16 protein-coding genes are annotated in these 19,797 nt (G+C 60.2%); 8 read left to right on the forward strand and 8 right to left on the reverse strand.

Going from position 1 to position 19,797, the window contains the following annotated elements:
• Positions 1-158 precede the first annotated feature (158 nt).
• Positions 159-1,031, reverse strand: coding sequence for a DUF6202 family protein (locus G3N97_RS05400; protein WP_205992279.1), 873 nt, complete (start codon positions 1,029-1,031; stop codon positions 159-161).
• A gap of 400 nt (positions 1,032-1,431) precedes the next feature.
• Here G3N97_RS05400 and G3N97_RS05405 point away from each other — a divergent pair, with 400 nt between their 5' ends.
• A complete protein-coding gene (locus G3N97_RS05405; RefSeq protein WP_205992280.1) occupies positions 1,432-2,043 on the forward strand; it encodes a TetR/AcrR family transcriptional regulator in 612 nt (203 codons plus the stop codon).
• A gap of 183 nt (positions 2,044-2,226) precedes the next feature.
• Here G3N97_RS05405 and G3N97_RS05410 read toward each other — a convergent pair whose 3' ends face one another.
• The 4 genes from G3N97_RS05410 to G3N97_RS05425 are packed head-to-tail and all read right to left on the reverse strand — an operon-like array spanning position 2,227 to position 7,268.
• Entirely contained in the window at positions 2,227-3,657 is a 1,431-nt protein-coding gene (locus G3N97_RS05410) for a hypothetical protein (protein ID WP_205992281.1), read from the reverse strand.
• Positions 3,654-4,646, reverse strand: a complete 993-nt coding sequence (locus G3N97_RS05415; protein ID WP_205992282.1) for an ATP-binding protein — start codon at positions 4,644-4,646, stop codon at positions 3,654-3,656. Before G3N97_RS05415 ends, G3N97_RS05410 begins: the two co-directional genes overlap by 4 nt.
• 4 nt (positions 4,647-4,650) lie before the next feature.
• The gene (locus tag G3N97_RS05420; protein WP_241030401.1) at positions 4,651-6,621 is read right to left on the reverse strand and encodes a hypothetical protein; all 1,971 of its coding nucleotides are present in this window, start codon (positions 6,619-6,621) and stop codon (positions 4,651-4,653) included.
• A 5-nt stretch (positions 6,622-6,626) separates the two neighbouring features.
• Positions 6,627-7,268: a hypothetical protein gene (locus G3N97_RS05425; RefSeq protein WP_205992284.1), complete on the reverse strand. Its 642-nt coding sequence runs from the start codon at positions 7,266-7,268 to the stop codon at positions 6,627-6,629.
• Positions 7,269-7,739: 471 nt separating this feature from the next.
• Between G3N97_RS05425 and G3N97_RS05430 the strand changes: the two genes are divergently transcribed.
• Together G3N97_RS05430 and G3N97_RS05435 are read left to right on the forward strand one after the other, a co-directional pair.
• A complete protein-coding gene (locus G3N97_RS05430; RefSeq protein WP_205992285.1) occupies positions 7,740-8,147 on the forward strand; it encodes a hypothetical protein in 408 nt (135 codons plus the stop codon).
• Positions 8,148-8,207: 60 nt separating this feature from the next.
• A complete protein-coding gene (locus G3N97_RS05435; protein WP_205992286.1) occupies positions 8,208-10,055 on the forward strand; it encodes a site-specific integrase in 1,848 nt (615 codons plus the stop codon).
• Positions 10,056-10,140: 85 nt separating this feature from the next.
• On the opposite strand, the gene G3N97_RS05440 is transcribed toward G3N97_RS05435, so the two are convergent.
• From G3N97_RS05440 to G3N97_RS05450, 3 genes are all read right to left on the reverse strand, one after another.
• A complete protein-coding gene (locus G3N97_RS05440) occupies positions 10,141-10,770 on the reverse strand; it encodes a hypothetical protein (RefSeq protein WP_205992287.1) in 630 nt (209 codons plus the stop codon).
• A 630-nt stretch (positions 10,771-11,400) separates the two neighbouring features.
• Positions 11,401-12,369, reverse strand: coding sequence for a ParB/RepB/Spo0J family partition protein (locus G3N97_RS05445; RefSeq protein ID WP_205992288.1), 969 nt, complete (start codon positions 12,367-12,369; stop codon positions 11,401-11,403).
• Positions 12,366-13,586 carry an AAA family ATPase gene (locus G3N97_RS05450; RefSeq protein ID WP_205992289.1) on the reverse strand — a complete coding sequence of 407 codons (1,221 nt, stop codon included), beginning with the start codon at positions 13,584-13,586 and terminating at the stop codon, positions 12,366-12,368. Before G3N97_RS05450 ends, G3N97_RS05445 begins: the two co-directional genes overlap by 4 nt.
• An 855-nt stretch (positions 13,587-14,441) precedes the next feature.
• Here G3N97_RS05450 and G3N97_RS05455 point away from each other — a divergent pair.
• The 5 genes from G3N97_RS05455 to G3N97_RS05475 all read left to right on the forward strand — a co-directional run bounded on the left by G3N97_RS05455 (position 14,442) and on the right by G3N97_RS05475 (position 19,707).
• Positions 14,442-15,941, forward strand: coding sequence for a replication initiation protein (locus G3N97_RS05455; RefSeq protein WP_241030402.1), 1,500 nt, complete (start codon positions 14,442-14,444; stop codon positions 15,939-15,941).
• Between the two features lie 590 nt (positions 15,942-16,531).
• Entirely contained in the window at positions 16,532-17,236 is a 705-nt protein-coding gene (locus G3N97_RS05460) for a type IV secretion system protein (RefSeq protein ID WP_124262176.1), read from the forward strand.
• On the forward strand, positions 17,233-18,156 hold the full coding sequence (locus G3N97_RS05465; protein WP_205992291.1) for a TrbG/VirB9 family P-type conjugative transfer protein: 924 nt from the start codon (positions 17,233-17,235) through the stop codon (positions 18,154-18,156). Before G3N97_RS05460 ends, G3N97_RS05465 begins: the two co-directional genes overlap by 4 nt.
• A gap of 2 nt (positions 18,157-18,158) precedes the next feature.
• Positions 18,159-19,436 (forward strand): TrbI/VirB10 family protein, encoded by a 1,278-nt coding sequence (locus G3N97_RS05470; protein ID WP_205992292.1) that lies wholly within the window; start codon positions 18,159-18,161, stop codon positions 19,434-19,436.
• A complete protein-coding gene (locus G3N97_RS05475; RefSeq protein ID WP_205992293.1) occupies positions 19,429-19,707 on the forward strand; it encodes a hypothetical protein in 279 nt (92 codons plus the stop codon). Before G3N97_RS05470 ends, G3N97_RS05475 begins: the two co-directional genes overlap by 8 nt.
• The last annotated feature ends 90 nt before the right edge of the window (positions 19,708-19,797 follow it).

Here is a 19,797-nt window from a genome sequence, read left to right on the forward strand (position 1 = left end):
CTGATTCCGTATGGTGGGTGGGGCGGACATCGAAGTTCGGCGAACATGTCTTCTATCGACGCACCATCGGGGTAACGTTCGCCAACAGCGCACGGCCGATAGCTGTTCAAATCATGCGGCATCCAGATTCCGCCCCCCGCGCGCAAGAAAGGCGATCATCAAGCGGCAACCGCGACGGGCGCTCGTGCGCCGGACAAATGGAGAAAATCAGCGAACTCATTCAGTGCGACATCCCAGTGCGCTGCGTAAGTCTGGGTGAGCTGCAGCATGCGCGCCTGCTTCTCCGGGGTGTCGGCGATTGCGGTGGTGCCGGTATCGTCGTCGCTCACTGCCTTGTGATGCTCGACCTCGGCGTGGATGTGGGAATCCATCCACTGAAAGTGTTGCGGCCGCGAGAAAAGGCGCCCGCCGGAGATCTCGACCCTGGAGAATACACGCTTGAATGCCACCGTGATATCCAGCGCGATCGCTTCCACGACGCGCAACTGCACGGCGGCACCGAGCGGGTCATGCGCGAGCTGGCGCATGTTTTCAATGAGTCGCTTCCCACCGGGTCTAAGCAGGTTCGATGTATCGTTCGTCCCGGCGCCCAACGCCGCCTTGAGCGGCTCGACAATGGCGCTTTCCCACCATGCGTAGTGCATGCCGGCCGGCCCGGCCGGAGCGACTTCCCTGAACACCGGCATCACGTTCGACAGATCGTCGCCTATGACCTGGAATACGGTCTGGATTGCCGTCAGGAGATTTGTGTTCGGGTAGGTTTCGGCATCGGCCTCGGACGCCATCAGGCCCAAACCCGCAATAGACGTGAACATGAATGTTTTGGTGATCTCACGCCATCCGTGCGCGATACCCAATGCAGCCAGAGGGTCGATCGACTTCACCGCCTTGGCTTCCACAAAGAAACGGTTGGCTTCCGTCGTCAGATGCGATGCCTCGAGGCACGCAGCGATCGCCGCATCGTAGTCTGCCAGCGGTGCGCGGTCACGTTCCAAGTCTGCGTTGACCATCGGATCGATTGCGCTCATCATGATATGCATTCCTTATAAATAAAAATACAAAGAAGAACGTCAAGAAACTGCGAATATGCCAATACAAGCCTACCGGATGACTTCCACACACACAGAGCAGACTCTCGCCCAATCGACATTGCCGCGCACTCCCCGCCACTCTTGATGATGAGGAATTCGGCAACGCGCCAGGACCGCCTGTTGACGCCCGGAGCCTTCTCTGTTCACTACACAGCTGATTTGAGGTTGACTATTTACTAGCGTTTATTTCTTTCGTTGGGCGATCGTGAATTAGACGATATGGTCTGCCACCCCGGTTGTCTGCTGGCCGGGTCATGGCCGCGTCGCGATTTCAACTATAATTGTCAGCGTAGTCAACGTTGACATTATAGTCAACGATTTTTTAGGAGGCGATGAACCCATGGCAATGACCAGACAATTCGACGAAGACGCGGTGCTGGAAAAGGTTCTGGAAATTTTCTGGATAAAGGGCTGGAAGGGGGCCTCCATGGCTGATCTTGCAGAAGCTGCAAATGTTCAGCGCGGCTCCCTCTACCACGCGTATGGTGGAAAGGAGCAGCTATTCCAGCTTGCTTTCGATCGATATGCGACTCGGGTACTCGACGAGACACGCACAGCACTGGATGCGCCATCTGCACATGCCGCTCTACAGCAGTTTTTTGAGAGTTCAATTGCCAGCATGACCGCGCATGTGCCGCCCCGCGGCTGCCTGACGACGAGGAGCGCGATCGAAGCGGACGACGCATCAGCCGACACTATCCAGGATGATGTACGCGGCCTGCTCAAGAACCTCGAACATACGATCGTCGAGGCACTCTCGCGGGATGCGATTCGCGCATCGCTTGTCCAGTCCCCTGAAGTGACGGCTCAGATGATCATCACCTTCACGCGTGGGCTCGCAGTAATGGAGCGAATCAACCACGATCCGGAGCAGTTGCGCGAGATGTGCGGCCATTTCGCCAATTTGCTTTACTCGGACGACAGCCAGAAACTGGCTGCCGCCAGTACATAGGCCGCAGCACGGTACCAGCTTCGCACGCACGCAAAGTGTCGCGTTCCAATAATCCCTCCACGCTTGCGCGAACTCTGTCATGGCGCACCTTCGCTAAGCGTCGCGAATCGCCGATTGCGGCCATTGCATGGAGAGTGCGACCCAGACGACCATCACTGTCAGGCGTGGTCACATCTGCGTCTATCATCCCTCGGATTTCGTCGAGGCCGCTGCGGGCCTGCCTTGGGTGAGGGAATTCGGGGGCAAGTTGAAGGACAGCTTCAGCGTGTGGATGTCGCGATGCCCAGCGTTGCCGGCTGCACTCGATGCCCGTACTTTATTGCGGAACTCCCGAATCGCGAGCGCGCAAAGCTGGGGAGGATTCCGGTACTCCACGCCACCCCGCACGACGACGGTGCGCTGTAGGAAATCGTGGACCGGGAACGGCAGCCAGAGCGTGCGCTGAAGATCGCTCCTTTCATATGCTTCAGCACGATACCAATGAAAACTATCGAGGCAGGCCCCGACCAGGGCATGTAACGTCAGCCACTGCGAGGCAGGGCGGCTCCAGTTCTGCGGCGCAACCGGCGCGTCGAGCGACAACCAGAGCGCGAGCCCCAGCGCACCATGCAATGGCCGTTGCAGCAGCGAGCGCGGAATGCTTATCCCTTCCCACTTGCAGCGCCACCGCAGGAATGCCACGGCAACCGGACAGAACGGCGCCGTCGTGCAGGCGGTGAGCGGCCAGGTCAGGTGGCGCGCGGCCGTCATAATGCAAGCACGATGGCGCCGTCCCCACATCTTCATGATCCGTCGCCGCACTGCCTTGTAGCAGCTGCGTGCCTGCGCGTCCAGGTCAAAGCCATGTAACTCCGGGACTTCGAACGATGGGCCAGAAGCTTCGGCTACGTCCCCAGCCCCGAAACTGATCCACTTCGACTCCGGCTCGCCCAGCAGGTACGCTGCACCCGCCCTTTCGTCGCCCGGCGCCACCCCGGCGAACCCGGGCTGCGTATCAATCGCCGGAGCAAAGCCCGGCACCTTCCGGTCCAGCCTTCGGCGGTATCGATGATGGATCCGCAGATCGTCCACGCCCTGGGCCGGCTCCCACCACAGGTAGGTACACGATGGACAGCTGAACGGCGAGCGGAACAGATCCGCACGCAGGCGGTAAGGGAACGTCTCACCGCATCGCTCACAGCGCTCAAGTAGCGACGTCCCGTGGACGGGGCAGACGTCGAGGCGTCGGTACTGAAATTCCGTAAGGTGCACGCCCTCCCGCGCGCATCGCACGCACCAACGCAGGGTGGGAAACGCGATCCGCTGGATCGCGCCCGACGGCATGACGAACGCTGCGGCAACATCCACAAGCGGTAGACGCAGCGCCTCCATCATGCGGGGTAGGTCGAACCGCCGCGCATCGCGCAGATCAAGATCCGCTGGTATCGTTTTCCTGCCTTCGCGACAGACAAAGGATTCCGTAAGCGCCTTGCATGACAGCGCGTTCAGGCGCTGGAACTTCGCGAGCAGCGAGAACGCCGACTCTCCGTCGACATGCCAGTCGTCACGCCAGCACCAGGGCTCGTACCGCAACGGCTCGTCGTCTGCCAGCAGGATGTTAAAGCGTCGCGTCACGGCGGCCCTGCGTCATCAACGAAGATGATCCGCAACGCTTCGAGAGAAGCGACGAAATTGGACTCGCCAACCGCCTCTTCCCAGCAGGCGCGGCTCAACTCGAAGCGTGGGCCATCGTGCTCCATGTTACGCGTCAACGCGATCTCGACCGAACGGGCCAGAAATTCCATGGGCAGCTCGAGCACGAAATCGAACCTCGCGAGGCGGTGTGCCGCTTCGAAGGCGTCCCAGAGAATCTGCTGCTGCGTGCCCAGCCGGAATCCATTATCGAACGCCCGTTGAAGGAAAAAGCGCGTGTAGGTCCAGCCACTGTCCTCCGGGAATATTGAAGTGTCGTAGGCAGCGAGCGACATCTTCAGCCCGGAAGGCTCGCGCAGGCCGGAAAAGCGCATCTCGTCGATCATGAAGCGCGAGACGATCTGCGAGGTATCGACGTTCTGCGTGAAGGCGCTCCTGCGGTTCAGAAGCCCGGGTTGACCAACCAGAAACACAAACATGCGGATGCCACGCCGCCCGAGCTCGTCCTGCACGTCGCGCAGCCATTCGTAATGCTCCAGTTCCAGTCGCTGCGCTTCGTCGACGAACACTACCAGCGTATTGCCCGATGCCCGCGCCACGAGTTCGCCAAGCTTGTGGTAGAGCCGCAGGCGGCGCTGCAATGCCGTGCCACTGTCCGGGCGGGGGTGACGGGCAGCCTCAAGCAGCATGCCGAAAAACAGGGCTTCCGAGCGCGACGGATTCTGCGGCATGCCAAAGGTGAGCACGACCACGCGCGGCAGTTCATGACGCAGCAGACGCACACAGTATCGAACTGCGTATGTTTTACCCCACCGTGTGTGCCCGTAGATCAACGCGCCCGTCACGCCGCGCCGAAGACAGTGCCGTACGCGCGCATACATCGCAGCGATCGCAGGCGTCGGCACGATGTACGACTGGCTCGACAGCGGATGATCCACCGGGTCGACAGGACGTTTGAGGGCGTCGAGCATTGCGTCAGTACGTAATGATCTTCGTGAGCCACGGTGCTGGCTCCCCCGCGCTCACGGCCCCCGCCTCGCGCGACCCGGCTACGTTCGGGTCGGCCGCCGGTTCAACTACCGGTTCAGCATGAGTGCCATTTGGCACGGTGTGGGCCTTCGCGCGGTCGGCCAGCATCCGCGCGAGATCGTTGGCGTCCCGCGTGTGCCGCCGCGCCTGCTCCCGCTTCCATGCAAACCAGACACCGACCGGATCGTCACCTTCGCGCCAGGCGAGCTTGCGCTGGCGCATCAGGGAAAAGATCTCCTGCCGCACGCGTAGCGAATGCGGAGTAAAGCACCACGGGCGGGACGCTGTCAGCACACCCAGCTCTGGGCCGTTCATGAAGAAAGCGTGCAGGTGCCGGATGTCCTTCACATTGAAGTAGATGCGCAGTTGCCGGCCGATCAGACCAGTCATGCCCGACAGCAACCGGCTGTCATAGCGCACGTATTCGAAATTGATGTGGGGACGCACACCGCGGGCGATGTTGCCGCGGACAGTGACAATGCGTGCCTCCTGCAGCAGGCACAGCGTGCTGCGCCGCGCTTCAGGCAGCGTGCGCAGCATGCCTTCGCCTCGTCCGAGCTGGAACTGCATCGCCTCGAGCGGCGTACGGCCACCGAGCCCCGCGTGCGGCTCGCCGTTGTAGTTGGCAAGCACGACCTCGATCACGTCCTCGAGTTCGTCGAGCGTCATCATCAATGACGTGTCTTTCCCGACGTCGCTGAGCGCACGTTCAACCGAGCGGGGATCACGCCCGGTCGAGGCCGGCAGGCGGTGCGCGAAGTGTGAGGCGAGCTGATCGAAGAACCGTTCGATGAACGCGCGTTCGTTCTTCTCCCCGGGCGGCCCGTTGTCGGTTGCGCAACCGACAACCGTCGTCAGGCGCTCGAGCGTCTGCTTCGAAAGGTGCGCCCTTGCCGCGTCGAAGCGCAGCGTGCCCCAGCACGCCCACGCCGTCTGGGGAATCACCGCCGACGGGAAGCCGCCCCCGGTTCGCACGCGCAGGGCGGGAATCACCGGTTCGCGGGAAACATGCGGCATCAGCGCGGCCTGGAGTGCCTGCGCGACATCGTCACTGTTATATTCGCGCCCATGTGAAATGGCATAGCCGATCACCGCCCGGCTTGCCACATCGAGCAATACCAGAACCCAGATCCGGTGCAGGACCAGCAGCGTTTCGAAACCGAATGGATCATCGATGCGCAGCGTCAGCCGGACGTCGAGCTTGTGACCATCGAATTCGACAACTTCCCAGGGAAACGTCGCGGCCTTGCGGACCTCACCGGGATCGACGTGCCAGCGATGCCCGACCTGTTGTGCGCCTGCGGCGCAGGCCGCAGCGGCGAACTCGCGGTTCGCGAGCCTGCGCACGTGAGTCGCCAGCGAGCGTTCGCCGAGGTACTTCTGGTTGAAGGGATATTCAGTCGCCTGAATGCCCGCCTGCCGGCACTGCGCCAGAAAGCCGGCGTGCAGTCGCCATAGCTGCCGCGGAACCTCGTCCAGCCTGGTCAGTTTCCGGCTGCGCGCAGCCACCTTGCGCGCAATCCAGTGTTCGATCTCCGGATAGCGGCGCAGCAGCTGCGTGAACGCACCGCTCGCACCGGCTCCAGTCGACATCGTGACCTGTACGCGGCGCTCGTAAGGCCGCGTGTGCAACCAGGGCAGCAACGCACGGCAACCGTAGATCCGCCCGTCCTCATGAGGCGCGATGCAGCGCTCAAAGAGCCGGTACAGATCATGGATGCGCACGCCGGTGTCCCTGCCGATTTCCTTCAGAGGCATGCCCCCATCGAGGAACAGCGTCATCGCGCGCACCCTCCGCGCGAAAAGCGCACGGGCCTGCTCATCCAGCGCGCTGTCGTCGGCGCCGGGCCAATGACTGATATCGGCGATCTCGGGCGGTATCGAGCGGCGGTCAAACCGCAGAGAGCCGAAGGTCATCGATCTCATCGCATCACCAGGTAGCTGCGCGGCCCGAGCGGCTGCAGTGCGATCGCGGGGCATTCGAGCCGGCCCTTCAGGATCAGGGAAAAGGCCGTTGTCCGCACAACGGACGGATCGATCTCAGCGAACTGGCGCTCGAGACCGGAAAGCGAAAGCCCGCTTTCGCACGCGCGCTGGATGGACGCCTGAATGTCGGCACCGGCAGGCAATGTGCAGGCTGCAAGGTGCTGCAGCATCGTGAGCCGGTTCTGGCACAGCACGGCGCTGTCGTTGAGGTCGTCCGGCGCAACGATGCGCAGCGCGATCGAATGTGCACGGCACCAGACCTTAAGTGCTGGCCAGTTGCTGGTTCCTTGCGCGGCCGATGCCGTCGCCTGCGCCCGCACAAGGAGGTACAGTTGTTCGCTGTCGTCCGTCGCGACCCAGAACGCGGCCGCCCTGCTGCGGCCCGCGTCCGGAACAAGCATCGGCCGCTCACAATAGGTCACCACCTGTGGGTCGGCTTCGAGGCGCAGCCAAAGCTGAAGGGCGTGGCGGCCGAACAGCGTCAGCCGCCGCCCGAACTTCGGACCGAACACGTCGAACCGGTGCGAACCATACGGCCGCACATTGGTCACCGCGTTCTGAAAACGTGCCCGGCGCATCGTGCACCCTCAGCGGACAATGTTCATGTTGTAGTACACGAATGCCGCAGGGAGAAAGGTTTGGCGACCCGACGCGCGGGAGGGGGCTCCGCCCCGTCACCAGACTACGAAACACGTAATGATCAATACAATTTATCCCTGACCTTCCCTTCATGCTGAAAAGCAGCGGTTTTGCGAGGGATTTTACGCGTGAGAATCACGTTAGACCGTGGAACATTTCGCCGCGAAGTCGCCAAATCCCTTTATCACACTGGGTTGCGAGGGCGCTTCCTTGTCTCGACGGATGTTTCACGGAATCGTCGGGCACCCTCCCCGCAACTTGGAGATTTCAGTCTTTTACTTCTCTCCGGCGAGATTTCGAACTTTCGCTTCAGGCACTCCAGAAGTGAATATGGGAATAAGGATGGTTGAACCGCGACTGCAGGCTGATCGACGAACGTCGGCTGGTACGGGTTTTCCTTCATCCGACGGGTGAGCCGGCTCGCGCTCGACGTCGAAGGGATCGAGGCCTACGTCCTCATCGACGGCGACACGTCGCCCCATCTGCGCCTCATTCGCGACATGCCCGCGCTCACGCCGGCCGCCAGTGCGATCGTCGCTTCGATCGTGCGGCGCTACGGCCCCGACCTCTTCTCGACTCACGCGAAGGTGCTGCGCACCCTTGTCCACTTCGGACCGGTTCGATACGCCCAGATCGTCTTGGGGGTCATGGAAGACGTTCAACCGGCAGCCAGCATCATCGAGCTCGGCGCCGAGTTCGAATGGATCTTCGAGCAGCATCCGTCGACCGGCTATGCCGCCGCGCGCCGCGCGCTGCGGGCCATGGGGCTACCGGCCGGAGATGGCTCCCGTCCTGGCAACGCGGGTTACGCGCCGTGAGGCGCCAGCCCTGCCTGGGAATTTCTGAGCGTTAGTTGCGAGAATACGAACGGAGTCGCAATGGCTGAAAAGCTTGATCTGCAGCGCCAGTACACCGCGAAAGACTTCGCCGCCCTGCGCGCATTCGTGCAACGGCTGCCGCCGGCGGTCATCGCCCGCACCTACTTCAACGAGGACGACGACCCACACGCGGCCACGCCCGGCGCAATGGAGCGCTATCTGCGCGACATGCTCGCCGCGCTGGTCGCGCTGGCGATCGAGCACGGCTCACCGGTGCTGGCCGATCACCTCAAAGCATCGATCCGCAAGCACGGCAGCGCGAAGCTGACGGCCGCATCGCTCAAGATGGTCGAGGACGCCGCGCGCCTTGCCGTCGCGAAGCCCGCCGCTGCCCACGGGATCGGGATGTGGTTCCGGCCGATGGTCGCGCGGTATCTGAAGGCGCGCGGAGTGGCCACTCTGTCCGATCTCGTGGCGTACTGCAATGCCCGCGGCGGCAGCTGGTGGCGCTCCGTGCCGCGTGTCGGGCCCGGCCGGGCGCGTACGATCGTGGCGTGGCTGCGTCGTCACGAGGGCACGCTCGGCCTGCGCGTCGACGAAGACGTGGATCTCGCCGATCCTCTCGCGGCCGCCGATCACGACATCGTTGCGGTCGGCGGTCCCAGCGGCGCGCTGGTCCCGCTCGAGCGCATGGCGCTACGTGCGGTGCTCGACGGCTCGGCCGGCGTCAACCGGTCCGTGGCCTTCCCGTATATCGCTGCGCGCAACGACCTGGCCGCCGTGCGCGCCTGGCTTCACCTGTACCGGGACCGCCCGAAAACGCTGCGTGCCTACACGAAGGAAGCGGAACGCTTTCTCCTGTGGTCCGTGACCGTACGCGGCAAGGCGCTTAGCTCGCTCCTCGTTGACGACTGCGAAGCGTACAAGGACTTCCTCGCGCTTCCCTCCCCCTCATTTATCGGAACCCGCGCGCCGCGCAAATCTCTGCGGTGGCGCCCGTTCGCAGGCGACGAACTGAGCCCCGAGTCCCGGCTTTACGCTGTACGCGTTCTACGCGCCGCATTCGCGTGGCTCGTCGAGATGCGCTATCTGGCCGGAAACCCGTGGAAAGGTGTCCGCGACCCGGTGACCATTCAGCGCGAGGGAGAAATCCAGATCGACCGCGCGCTGACCCGGCAGCTCTGGGCGGATATCCGGTCCCATGTCCGGCGCAGGAGCAGCGCGCACGAAAACCAGCGTTGGCGCGTTGTGCACGGGCTGATGCTGCTGATGGGCGACTCGGGCCTACGCCGTGAGGAAGCCGCAGGCGCGCGGCGCGAGCGGCTTCAGCCGTACCCGATGGATGATGGCACGGACGTATGGGCCCTGACGATTGTGGGCAAACGGAACCGTGAGCGCACGGTACCCGTTAGCGTTGAGACGGTCGACGCGCTCCGCGCGCATTGGCGAGACCGTGGCGACGACTTTGACGCGCCGAAGGCTGCCGGCCCCCTGCTCTCGCCAATCGTGATTCCAAGAACCGACGCTGCCCAGAAAAAGCACCTCCCAGGCGAACGGCAGCCATACCGGCCCGACACCTTCAATGAAATCGTCGACTGGCTACGCAAGCGCCTGCTCGCCGAACTGGACAATCTTTCGCCCGCGACGCACGCGCAGCTCGAACAGATGACGCCGCACGCTTTCCGGCACACATTTGGCACGCTAGCCGCGGCTAACGACGTGCCGCTCGATGTTGTCCAGCGCGTGCTCGGCCACCGGTCAATTCAGACCACGTCGATCTACCTGCAGGCGGAAAAGCGTCGGATGATGAACGAGGTTGGCGCGATGTTCGAACGTCGGGATGCCAAGGAAACGGCGTCTCGCGAGGACGGACCTGCTGGGGTGCCCACTGAGGCATCGGACCGCTGATCGTCGCCGGCGCGATTACCGAGTCTGGACCGAAGTCGCATTTTCCCTGCGCCCCTTTCGTGAAAGCCGGCCTACGGCCCGATCGTCATCCGTTGGACAGCTGATCCAGTTCGCTTCGAAGCCGATCGTACTGGCCGAGCATCGCTGCTGCCGCTTCAGCCTCAAGAGTCACCTCAAACATCGTAATCGCCGTCGCGAGATAGCTTTCCAGCTTCCCGAGATGCGGAAGAAGCCGCCCAATCTCGGGAAGCTCGACGCGCAGAGTCCGCTTGTCGCGCGACAGACGCACTTGCACTTTCGTGATTTTGCGATTCGGCAAACGGTTTGTGATGAGAATTTCCAAGATGTCGTCGACTGCGGTATAGCCTAGTTTTGAGGCATGTTTGGCACGGTCGATGACTTCTCGCTCGCCGACATGTTCGATCGCGCCCAGCAAAAGGTCGCCTGCCCGGAATGTAAGGCGATCGGGACCACCCAACGCAGCGACGATGGAGTCAGGAATACGCGCTAACGCGATGGCCCGTGAGACATTCGAGTTTGAAACCTCTAGAAAATCGGACATGCTTTTCTGACTAGGCCAAAGACGCTGCGAAAGCATGGCGCGGTAGAAGTGCCCGATCTCGTAGTGAGATGCGCCTTGGGCGCGCATGTCTGAATGAAGGCGTTTCGCGGTAAGCCGGTTCGGAATGGATTTGGACTCAAAGAACATGGGCATGCGTTTCTCGATCGAAGTAGCTGATGTCCTATAGTGTCCGCGCGCCGACGTTGTCAAGCATGTTGGCCCCGCAGAAAGCGTTGGCTGACGCTTTTTTTGACGATTTAGTACTCGTCGCTGTCGATACAAATGCACCGCTTGCATGCCTTGGGGAGCCACCCTCAGATGTAGTTCGCTCTCGGCCGTCTCTCTCAAGACCGTGAACGTTGACGGCACGTCCCGTTCTTCACGAACAAGACTTACAACATCAAAACTCCGGGATAATCCCGGAGTTGCTCACAGACGGCAGAAAAAACCCCGGGCTAATCCCGGAGTTTCATCGGCGTCCGGCTCTAACCCCGGGATAATCCCGGACTTCAGCGTGCGTACAAATTGTATAGTGAGCCTTTTAGGCACACTCATCTAAGAATCCTCACGCGCCTGAAAGGTCGTTGGCGACATTTGCTTTTGCAATGCTAGATTCAACCTGACGTGGATTCGTAAAGTGTGCCTTTTAGGCACACATGCATGCAGGCATGCCCCCAAGAGTCGCGGCCCCTTGAGACACGTTCTCGACCAGCGTCAAAGCCGATCAAACCAAAGTCCGAACGAAAAAAAACCCGCTAACGCGGGCTTTTCCTTGTACCTTGATCACTCATCGTCGCCGGTGAAAAACTCACTGAGCAACTGTCGTATTCTCGACTCTTGCGCATCCGACAAAAGGCCCGCCTTGATCTTAACGGTCAAACCGTGAACGTCCTTAGTGATGCTTCCAGCTTGGCTTTTCCCAGAGAAAAACTTGTCAATCGTGCGGTCCGAAGCTGTAGCTCTAGAAAGTCTCCGGGACACCAGAGCCGTAACTGCGCCCGCAAATTTTGACTGTTCGAGGCTTCCCTTCACCAGATCGGGCCACAATTCTTCAGCGGCTGTCACGCCTTCGTCACCGTGCTTTTTAATCGCGGAAGAGATAGCATCTGCCGCGTTGCTCCCCAAAAGCGTCGGATTCAAATCCAAGTCACGCGTCATGAAACTGGGCAGCATCGAAAACGACATGTACTTGTAGAGCCCCCGTCTACTCAGCCCAACCGCCTCCGCTAACCGAGTCCGATTCGGAAATTCTCGCTCCGTTGCGCGCAAGGACAGGGATATCTCATAGTCGCTCAAATCGTCACGACTGATGTTCTCCATAAGCGCGAGCACAGACATGTCCTGATCAGAGCACTCAACGACGAGGCCCTTGATCATTTCGCGGTTGAGCAACTTGTGCGCTCGCCACCGCCGCTCGCCGGCCACAATCTGATAACCGGCTTCTGCACGACGAACGACGATAGGTTGAAGCAACCCTGATTCGCGAATCGACTCGGCCAACTCCGTGAGCTTGTCTTCATTGAAGACGCGCCGGGGCTGCCAAGGGTTTGGAACTACCGAGGAGACCGGCAGCTCAGTCGCCCCGCCTGCGGCCTCAAGCTCTTGCACACGCATTTGCGCGACCGCAAGAGCCCCAGCTAGCCCTGGCGCAGTCTCGGTGCGCGCGGCTCTGCGGCTGACGTCAGGCGTCCGCTCAGCTGTGGAGCGTACACCGCTTGTTTTCGCAAGGAGTTCTTCTCGAAGTTTGCTCATGATGCTTGTTTCCAGGTTTTAACGAACTGTTCATCCACCCAACGGCAATAGTCGACCAGAGGCTGGCGAACACGTTGCAGTGATTTCGCCTGGCTGTGATTGCTGCTGATGTCGAAGACGGTTGTAAACGCCAGCGCGCCGGAACTCATTACCGAACTAGCGGGTACTTCGAAAGGGTCAAGCCATTGCCGATAGGCGCCCTGCGCCCAAGTCCGGACCACGGGTGCCGACGAAGTCGGCCCGTAATTTACCCTCGTCAGCAACACCGAGACAAAGTCGTACTTCTTGTCTGCCTCGAACCGGATGAATGACTTCGCGACATCAGAAAACAACCGCCAGAAAGACAGTGAACTGAAAAAGTCGAGGTTTTCCGGCACCATCGGCATTACCATCGCGTCCGCAGCCATCAGCGCGTTGAGGTTCAAATAGGACAGCGACGGCGACGTGTCCAAAATAATGTAGTCATAGTGTTTGCGGAGCGGTTCCAAGCCATCGCGTAAAACGCGCCAAAACTTGAAACCCGGTGTCCTCATTTGCATCGCTGGCAAGTGGTACTCAGCGCCGACGAGTTCCGTGTGCGCGGGAATGATATCCAACCCGTCCCAATAGGTTGACTGAACGCGATTCAGCAGCCCGCCCTCAACGTTCTGATCGTAGATATATGGAAGAACGGTGGACTCGGGCGACACCTCCTTCTCGGCGTAAAGACCGCAAAGCTCCGACAGAGATGCTTGCGGATCCAGATCAACGACCAAGACCCTCCTCCCTCTTAGCGTCAGGCCTTGGGCAAGACACATTGCAGTCGTCGTCTTCGCGCTGCCGCCTTTGAGCTGAGAGGTGATAATCACCTTCCCTTGGAAGTCATCACTCGGACCTGCTAAAAGGGGAGTCTGATATATGTCCGAAATGCGCTGCACCCAAACCCGCGCTTCGGCCAAGGTGAAAAGTCGGCTGCGGCTCCGACCGGTGCCGGTGCTAGTGCCTTCTGGGAGCACGCCATCGTTCTTCGAGATCTGATATTGCACTTGATTGCGCGTGAGGCCGCACAACTCTGCAACCTCGCCAGTTGTGAACACCGGGGGATTTTTTCTCGGCCTTGGGGCAAGGATTCGATCACGCAGCTCCGAGGCGTAGTCAGTCACGACCTCCGCAAAGTCGCTGATTTCCTCGAGAGTGACCGTGCGGTCGATTGGAAGCGGTTGGCTGACATTTGCCATTTTCAGAGTTTCCAGACAAAAATTGAGCTAAACGCAGGATACCCCAATCGGCGACCTATTAGCACCCTCGCTGTGTCAAATCGGGGCGCGGGGGGCTACGCGGGTGATCGTTCTCATGAACCGCTACCATCACAGCGCGCGAACGGTCTGTTGGAGATCTCAAAAGGCGTACAAAATCCCTCACCTTTCGGAGCGATGGGGCGCACTGAAGGTGAGAAAAAATGTGGCCATTTTTCTACCGATCAACGAAACGACTTGCCGAGGAGAGCCTAGGTCGCCCGCAGCAAGCCAAAGGTGAGAGATTTTGTTCGTCTTTAGGCGTGTATCGGGGGAGGTGATTGCGAGAACCTTCGATTGGTGTCGAAGTCGACGGGCGCAAGGGGCCACCAGCCTTCCGAAGGCAGTTGAACCTTTCGCGGGTAAGTTAGTTTTTTTAAATAAAAAGACGAACCAACAAACATACAGAAAACGAAGAAATCATTGTGAATCAGATAGTTATCTTGTAAAGGTGATAGATCCTGTTCCCAAGGTGAGGCTTATTGTTCCTTGGCGGTGAGAGGATATGTACCAAAGGTGAGACGTTATGTTCGCCTAACGTGAGAGAAGATGTACCTGCGTGGGCGGCGCCGTCAGTTAGCCGTTCGGTCCTGTGGATAACGACGATAAATCCCGAAAATACAAGCGGTTATGTGTCGTGTGGCACGACGTTAGGTGAGAGATATTGGGCCAGACGGTGAGAGACTATGTACCGGGGGAGAAAGAAGAAGCTCAAGGTGAGATGGGTTTTTGGGATTTCTCACCATCGCATGCTAAAGTTCCTTACTTAGGGCGTGACCAGAGAGTAAGGAGTCTTTGATGGCAAGTTTTGAGCAGAGCGTGACACCCCTCCAGTATGCGCTCGACTTGTTTGTCGAAAGCGTGCCGATACGGGCCGGGATACACGAGCTCGAAACGTCGTCAGACATCGGGTATCAAAAGAACCAAGTGTTTGCGCGCATCGTAGGGCTTGGGTTGTCGGCCCGTCGTTTCGTAGACGCTGCCTATTTCATCGTTGCGCAGGAACCGGAGGTTAAGGACGCGTATGAGGTGACGCTGAGCTTTTTCAAGTGGCTTATGCGATATGACAGTAAAAACCGGGAGCATTTCTCGAGCGTAATCCGGAGCGTCAAATCATCGATGCTTGAAGTGACCAACGCGCCGGTCGTCTCCGTGGATCAGAAGGGGCGGCTCGTCGCAGAGGACTCTCAGCGCGGGCTAGAGTCTGATGTGGATGCTTCCGTTGTGGAATCGACAGACGCTCAAGAGGTTGGGGGGACACCCGAGGACGGGGATTGGTTAGAGCTTATCGGGCGCGTTAGCGTTCGTAACGGTCGCATTAGGTTTAGGGTTCCGGTTGAGCTACAGCGGCTAATCAAAGACCCGCAGAACTCTTATTGGACCAGTCTGCTGGTGACATCAAAGTTCACGGTCATTTACGCGCGCGCGATCTACGACTATGTGCTTCCGATGCTCGCGTCGAATACGACGGCATGGCTTCCCATCGAGGTGATTCGAAACCTCCCAGGTCGCTCGTGGGCGAACCATGCAGAGTTCAAATATTTCAAACGGGACTATCTTGAGCCCGCAGTAAAGCAAATCAACGAGCTATCGGATATCGAGCTTTCATATGAGACGAGAGCTGGCACACCTGGATCGCGAAAACAAAATCAAATTCGACTGAAATTCAAACGGAAGGAGGGCGCTCTTGCTGTTAAGGCCGCGATGCTGAATTCGGTGGCGCTCTATCAGACGCTGCAAGACGAGTTTGGTCTTACCGAAAAGCAATTTTCACAAATCGAAAGTAATCGCGCATCTTGGACCGATGATCGCATTCAGCAGGCGATCGAATACACACGTTGGACCATTCGACAAGGCACGAAAGTCAAACGCGCGTCGGCATATTTGATGAAGGCCCTCGCCGAAAATTATCGTGTGGCAGAAGCCGACAGACAGGTCGAGGCGATCCAAACGAAGTTGGCTGCCCAGTCACTCGCGGTAGAAGAAGCGAAGACATTCGCGCGTAGCGCTGCTGTGGCTAGCGTCGTCGCGGGAGATAAAGCGGCCGACGCGCGTCGTTCAGATGAAATCCTTCGAGCTCGCGAAATTTTCGACGGGCTCAACGAGAAGGAGCGTGAGGGTTTCGTAAAAAAATTCACAGCGCACAACAATGTTCTTGGTATTCGTTGCATTGAACGTCAGGGAATGACTCCTGCGCAGATCAACGCGGCAAACGTATTGCAATGGCCGGCCATCGCCGAGACGTTTTGCATTTTCATTGCTGGCGAATTGCGGAGGTTGGCTTCCTCCGCGACCTAACTCGCGAGTTCTGCGGCGAAGATCGGTATTACTTGGGCCCGGGTACACCGAGGATCGCATTAGAGCATTGACGCGCTTCCGCTCAGATTCAGGCGAACGAGAGGTGACTTCCCCACCGTCAGTATGAGGAAAAAGCGCATTTTCCCGCAGCGGTGCTTTGTTTATTGTTGCTTATTTGCGATATAAAGGCGAGAAATTCGGTTTGTTCTGGTAATTTTGTTGCGCATATTGAATCAGAGTGACAGGCGCCTGTCGGGTTGCCCGCGGGTCATTTAGACGCATAAGGCTCCGCAAATTATTGATTCGACAGCATTTATTTGGAACGGCTTCGATAGCAGTTGCTGTGCAAAATGTGGGAAACGAACGGCAATCCGCTCCGCTCGAATGTATCTGCCGTGACGAAGCGACAACAGTCGAAAAGCTACACAAAAACATCACCATTCCGCACTTAGAGCGACAGGCGCCTGTCGCTTGCGCCCGTGGAAGCTCCACGCACGCAATGGTCTGCAAAATAGCTCGCCTTTTGCCCCAAAGCGTGGGGTGCCGCACTGATTCAATTGACGCGAACCAACTCGTCTTGCGCGCGCGTCATGCCTCTCTTACGTCGTTCCAAAAAGCAGATCGCCCTGTCCACAGCTCCGGGCGGCTACTCCGAAGAAGATCCCGAAAAGATCATCTTCGATAAAGGCACGCGCCTGCGCGTCGAAGCGAACCACTGGAAGCTCTTCTGCTTTGTACTCGCGGCCATCGCAGGCGGGGCAGTGTGGACCCGTCAGCCGCCGCCGTCCGTGGTGAAGGCTTACGGCGTCTCCGCCGATGCGGGCGGGCACCCGCTCGTGCGCCAGCTCGCCGCCTACAAGCCCGACGATCAGGCGCTGCGGAAGTCCGTCTCCGAGTCAGTCGAATACTGGTTCACGATCGAGCCCGTGCTCACGCCGACCATCGAGACGTCCCGTCTTGCTCGCAACATCAACGCCGTCAAGGCGCAGATGGTCGACAACGGCAAGAACCAGTTCGCCGCCTGGCTCAAGCAGGACGCGCCATTCCAGACCATCACGGCCAACCCCAAGCTCGTTCGAGAGGTGAAGGTCATCAACGTGTCGGTCCTCGACGACTCGACCGTCGTTGTCGAATTCACGACGACGACCACCCAGTTCCCGTCGGACAAGCCCGTTGAAGTGCGCTACGCGCTGACGCTGCGCTACCAGATCGTTCCGGCCAGTTCCGACGACGCGATCGGCACCAACCCCTTCGGGATCTTCTTCCCATTCTGGACGCTTCAAAAGACCGCATGACGAACCCGGCATCCCGCTCCTTCGTGCCGCTTGCCGCGCTCGCCTGCGCGCTCGCGATCTCCGTCCCCGCGCAGGCTGCACGCAAGACGCAGTCCCTGCAGACGCTCTCCGGCCCGCTCGATGTCGGCTCGATCATCGGCGACCCGATGAGTCCGGTGAATCCGTACAACACGGGTGTCGATCCCGTGACGATGCCCAACGACGCGCGCATCGTGGTTTTCAACTACAGCCGCGACCAGATCTTCCGGGTGATGGCTGCGCCCGCGAAGCTCACGACGATCGAGTTCGCCCCGGGCGAGAAACTGGTTTCCGATCCGGCATTTGGCGACACGGTGTCGTGGACGTGGGATTCCGATAACGCGAACCACCTGTACATCAAGCCGATGCGCCCGTCGCTCGTGAATACGATGCACATCACGACGAACCTGCGCGACTACGACTTCACGCTCGTCTCGTCGCCGGTCGGTGGCCTGTTCTACCAGAGCGTGCGCTTCCACTATCAGCAGTCGCTGCTGGCGAAAGCGCGTGCGCGCGAGGCGGCCGGGATCGAACAGGGCATGGGAGCAGGAACAGGCGCTGGTGTGGATGCCGGAGCAGATGCAGAGCACGGCAGCTCGACCGACTCGGGGCCGCTCGGCGTCTCCCCCGAGAAGCTCAATTTCGAATACACGATCTCGGGCTCGGCGCCGTTCAAGCCCGAGACCGTATTCGACGACGGCAAGTTCGTCTGGCTTCGTCTGCCGGTCGATGCGCCGTTTGCCGTGCCGATCGTCAAGGATCACGGCGATGACATCGCGCCGAATTTCATCCGCCGCGGCCAGTACATCGTCGTGCAGCAGCTCGCCAGCAAGATCGTGCTGCGCGCCGGAAGTGACGACGTCACGATCACGCGCGGCCGCCGCGGCATCTTCGGGTTCTGAGCATGTCGAACCAGAATCCCCAGCCGACCGATCAGGAGCGCGTCACCAAGGGCAAGTCGCCGCGCGGCGCACTGCTCGCCGTCGGCATGCTTTTCGCGCTGGTCATTGGCGGTCTTGGCTTCTACTACCAGTCGAAGGAAGCGAGCCAGGCCGATGCGGACGCAAAGGCCGAGAAGGCCGCAAAGATGGCGGCGTCGGTCGATCACACGCATAGCGGCGAAGACATCGACAAGATCATCCAGGACCAGCAGGCCGCTGCGCGTGAAGCCGAACGCAGGGCTCGTGCGGCTGCCGGCGCATCCACGCCCGCGCAGGCCTCGAAGCCCGCGCTTTCGGTGGATCAGTTCGCGAAGGACACGACGTCGCCCAATCTCGGCACGCAGGCGAATGTCGACGCCATCTACGCCTCGCCCATCTTCACGCCGGGCAAAAAGGTCAGCGAACAGCAGAATGCGCAGTCGACCGGTCAGCCCGGCGTCCCGGGCGTGATGACGCCCGCGCAGATGGCGGTGCAGGCGGCCGCGGCCCAGCAATCGGCGACGGGCGCGGCTGAAGCGCAGGCCAGGGCGCTGAGCGCGGCCATGGGGCAGGGCAACACGGCTTCGACGACTTCGTCGGCCCAGCGCGATCTGCAGTTCCTCAAGGATGCGAAAACGCAATCGGCTTCGGGTGAAGGCTTTCTGAGCGCGGGCTTTGTCGGCCAGTCGGGCAGCTGCACGCTTTCGCCGCCGCACCACATCCCGGTGCTTGTGATGGAGGGGGAGAATTCGGACCGCCCCGGTACGGCCGCACTGATGGTCGAACAGGACGTCTACGACAGCGTCACGGGTACATGTCTGATGGTCCCGAAGGGAGCGATGATCACCGCGCCTTACCAGAGCGATATCAAGGTCGGGCAGGAGAGCATCCTCGTTGCCGCCACCGAGATGCGCCTGCCCAATGGCAAGCAGGTGCCGCTCTATGGCGCGCAGGGCGCGGACCAGAACGGCTACGCGGGATTCTCGGGTGACGTCAACAACCACTTCTGGAAGATCTACAGCGCGTCGTTTATCACCGCCATCCTGCTCAACCGTTTCGACGGCAGCGACACGAGCTCGACGACGAGCGGCCCTTATGGCGTGACGCAGGTCGGCAATACGGCCGGGCAGGTTGCTGCGCAAACCTCGCAGTCGATCCTGAGCCGCTACCAGAACATCCCGCCGACGATCACGCTCAAGCCGGGCGACCGTTTCATGATCAAGGTGAACCGCGACATTCACCTGGAGCCGTATCGTGGCTAGGCGCGCGCTCGCATCCCTGTGCCTCGCGCTGACGTCCGGGGCGGCCGCCGTCGCGTGCGCCGCCACTGCGCACGCGGCTTCGATCACGCAGGTGATCAGTCCGGTCTCGCTCGTCCTCGGTTCGGGCGGAGCACGCGAGGTGGCGACGCTCGACGGCAAGCCTGTCCTGTATTGCGGCCTTGCGCCGTTTGATACCTGGGCGGCGCCGCTGCTCGGACAACCGGTGCGCAGTTCTGTTGAGGTGCGTGCAAAACTGACCCACTTCCACTAGAAATTTGCATCGAAAACTGACCCACATGTTCAATGCCTGCTTGGACGCCAAGCAGGAGAACCGGAGTGATTACGGTGAGCATGTTGGCAA

Origin of the sequence: Paraburkholderia sp. Ac-20347, from assembly GCF_017104805.1 — a bacterium.
GTDB classification, from domain to species: Bacteria; Pseudomonadota; Gammaproteobacteria; order Burkholderiales; family Burkholderiaceae; genus Paraburkholderia; species Paraburkholderia tropica.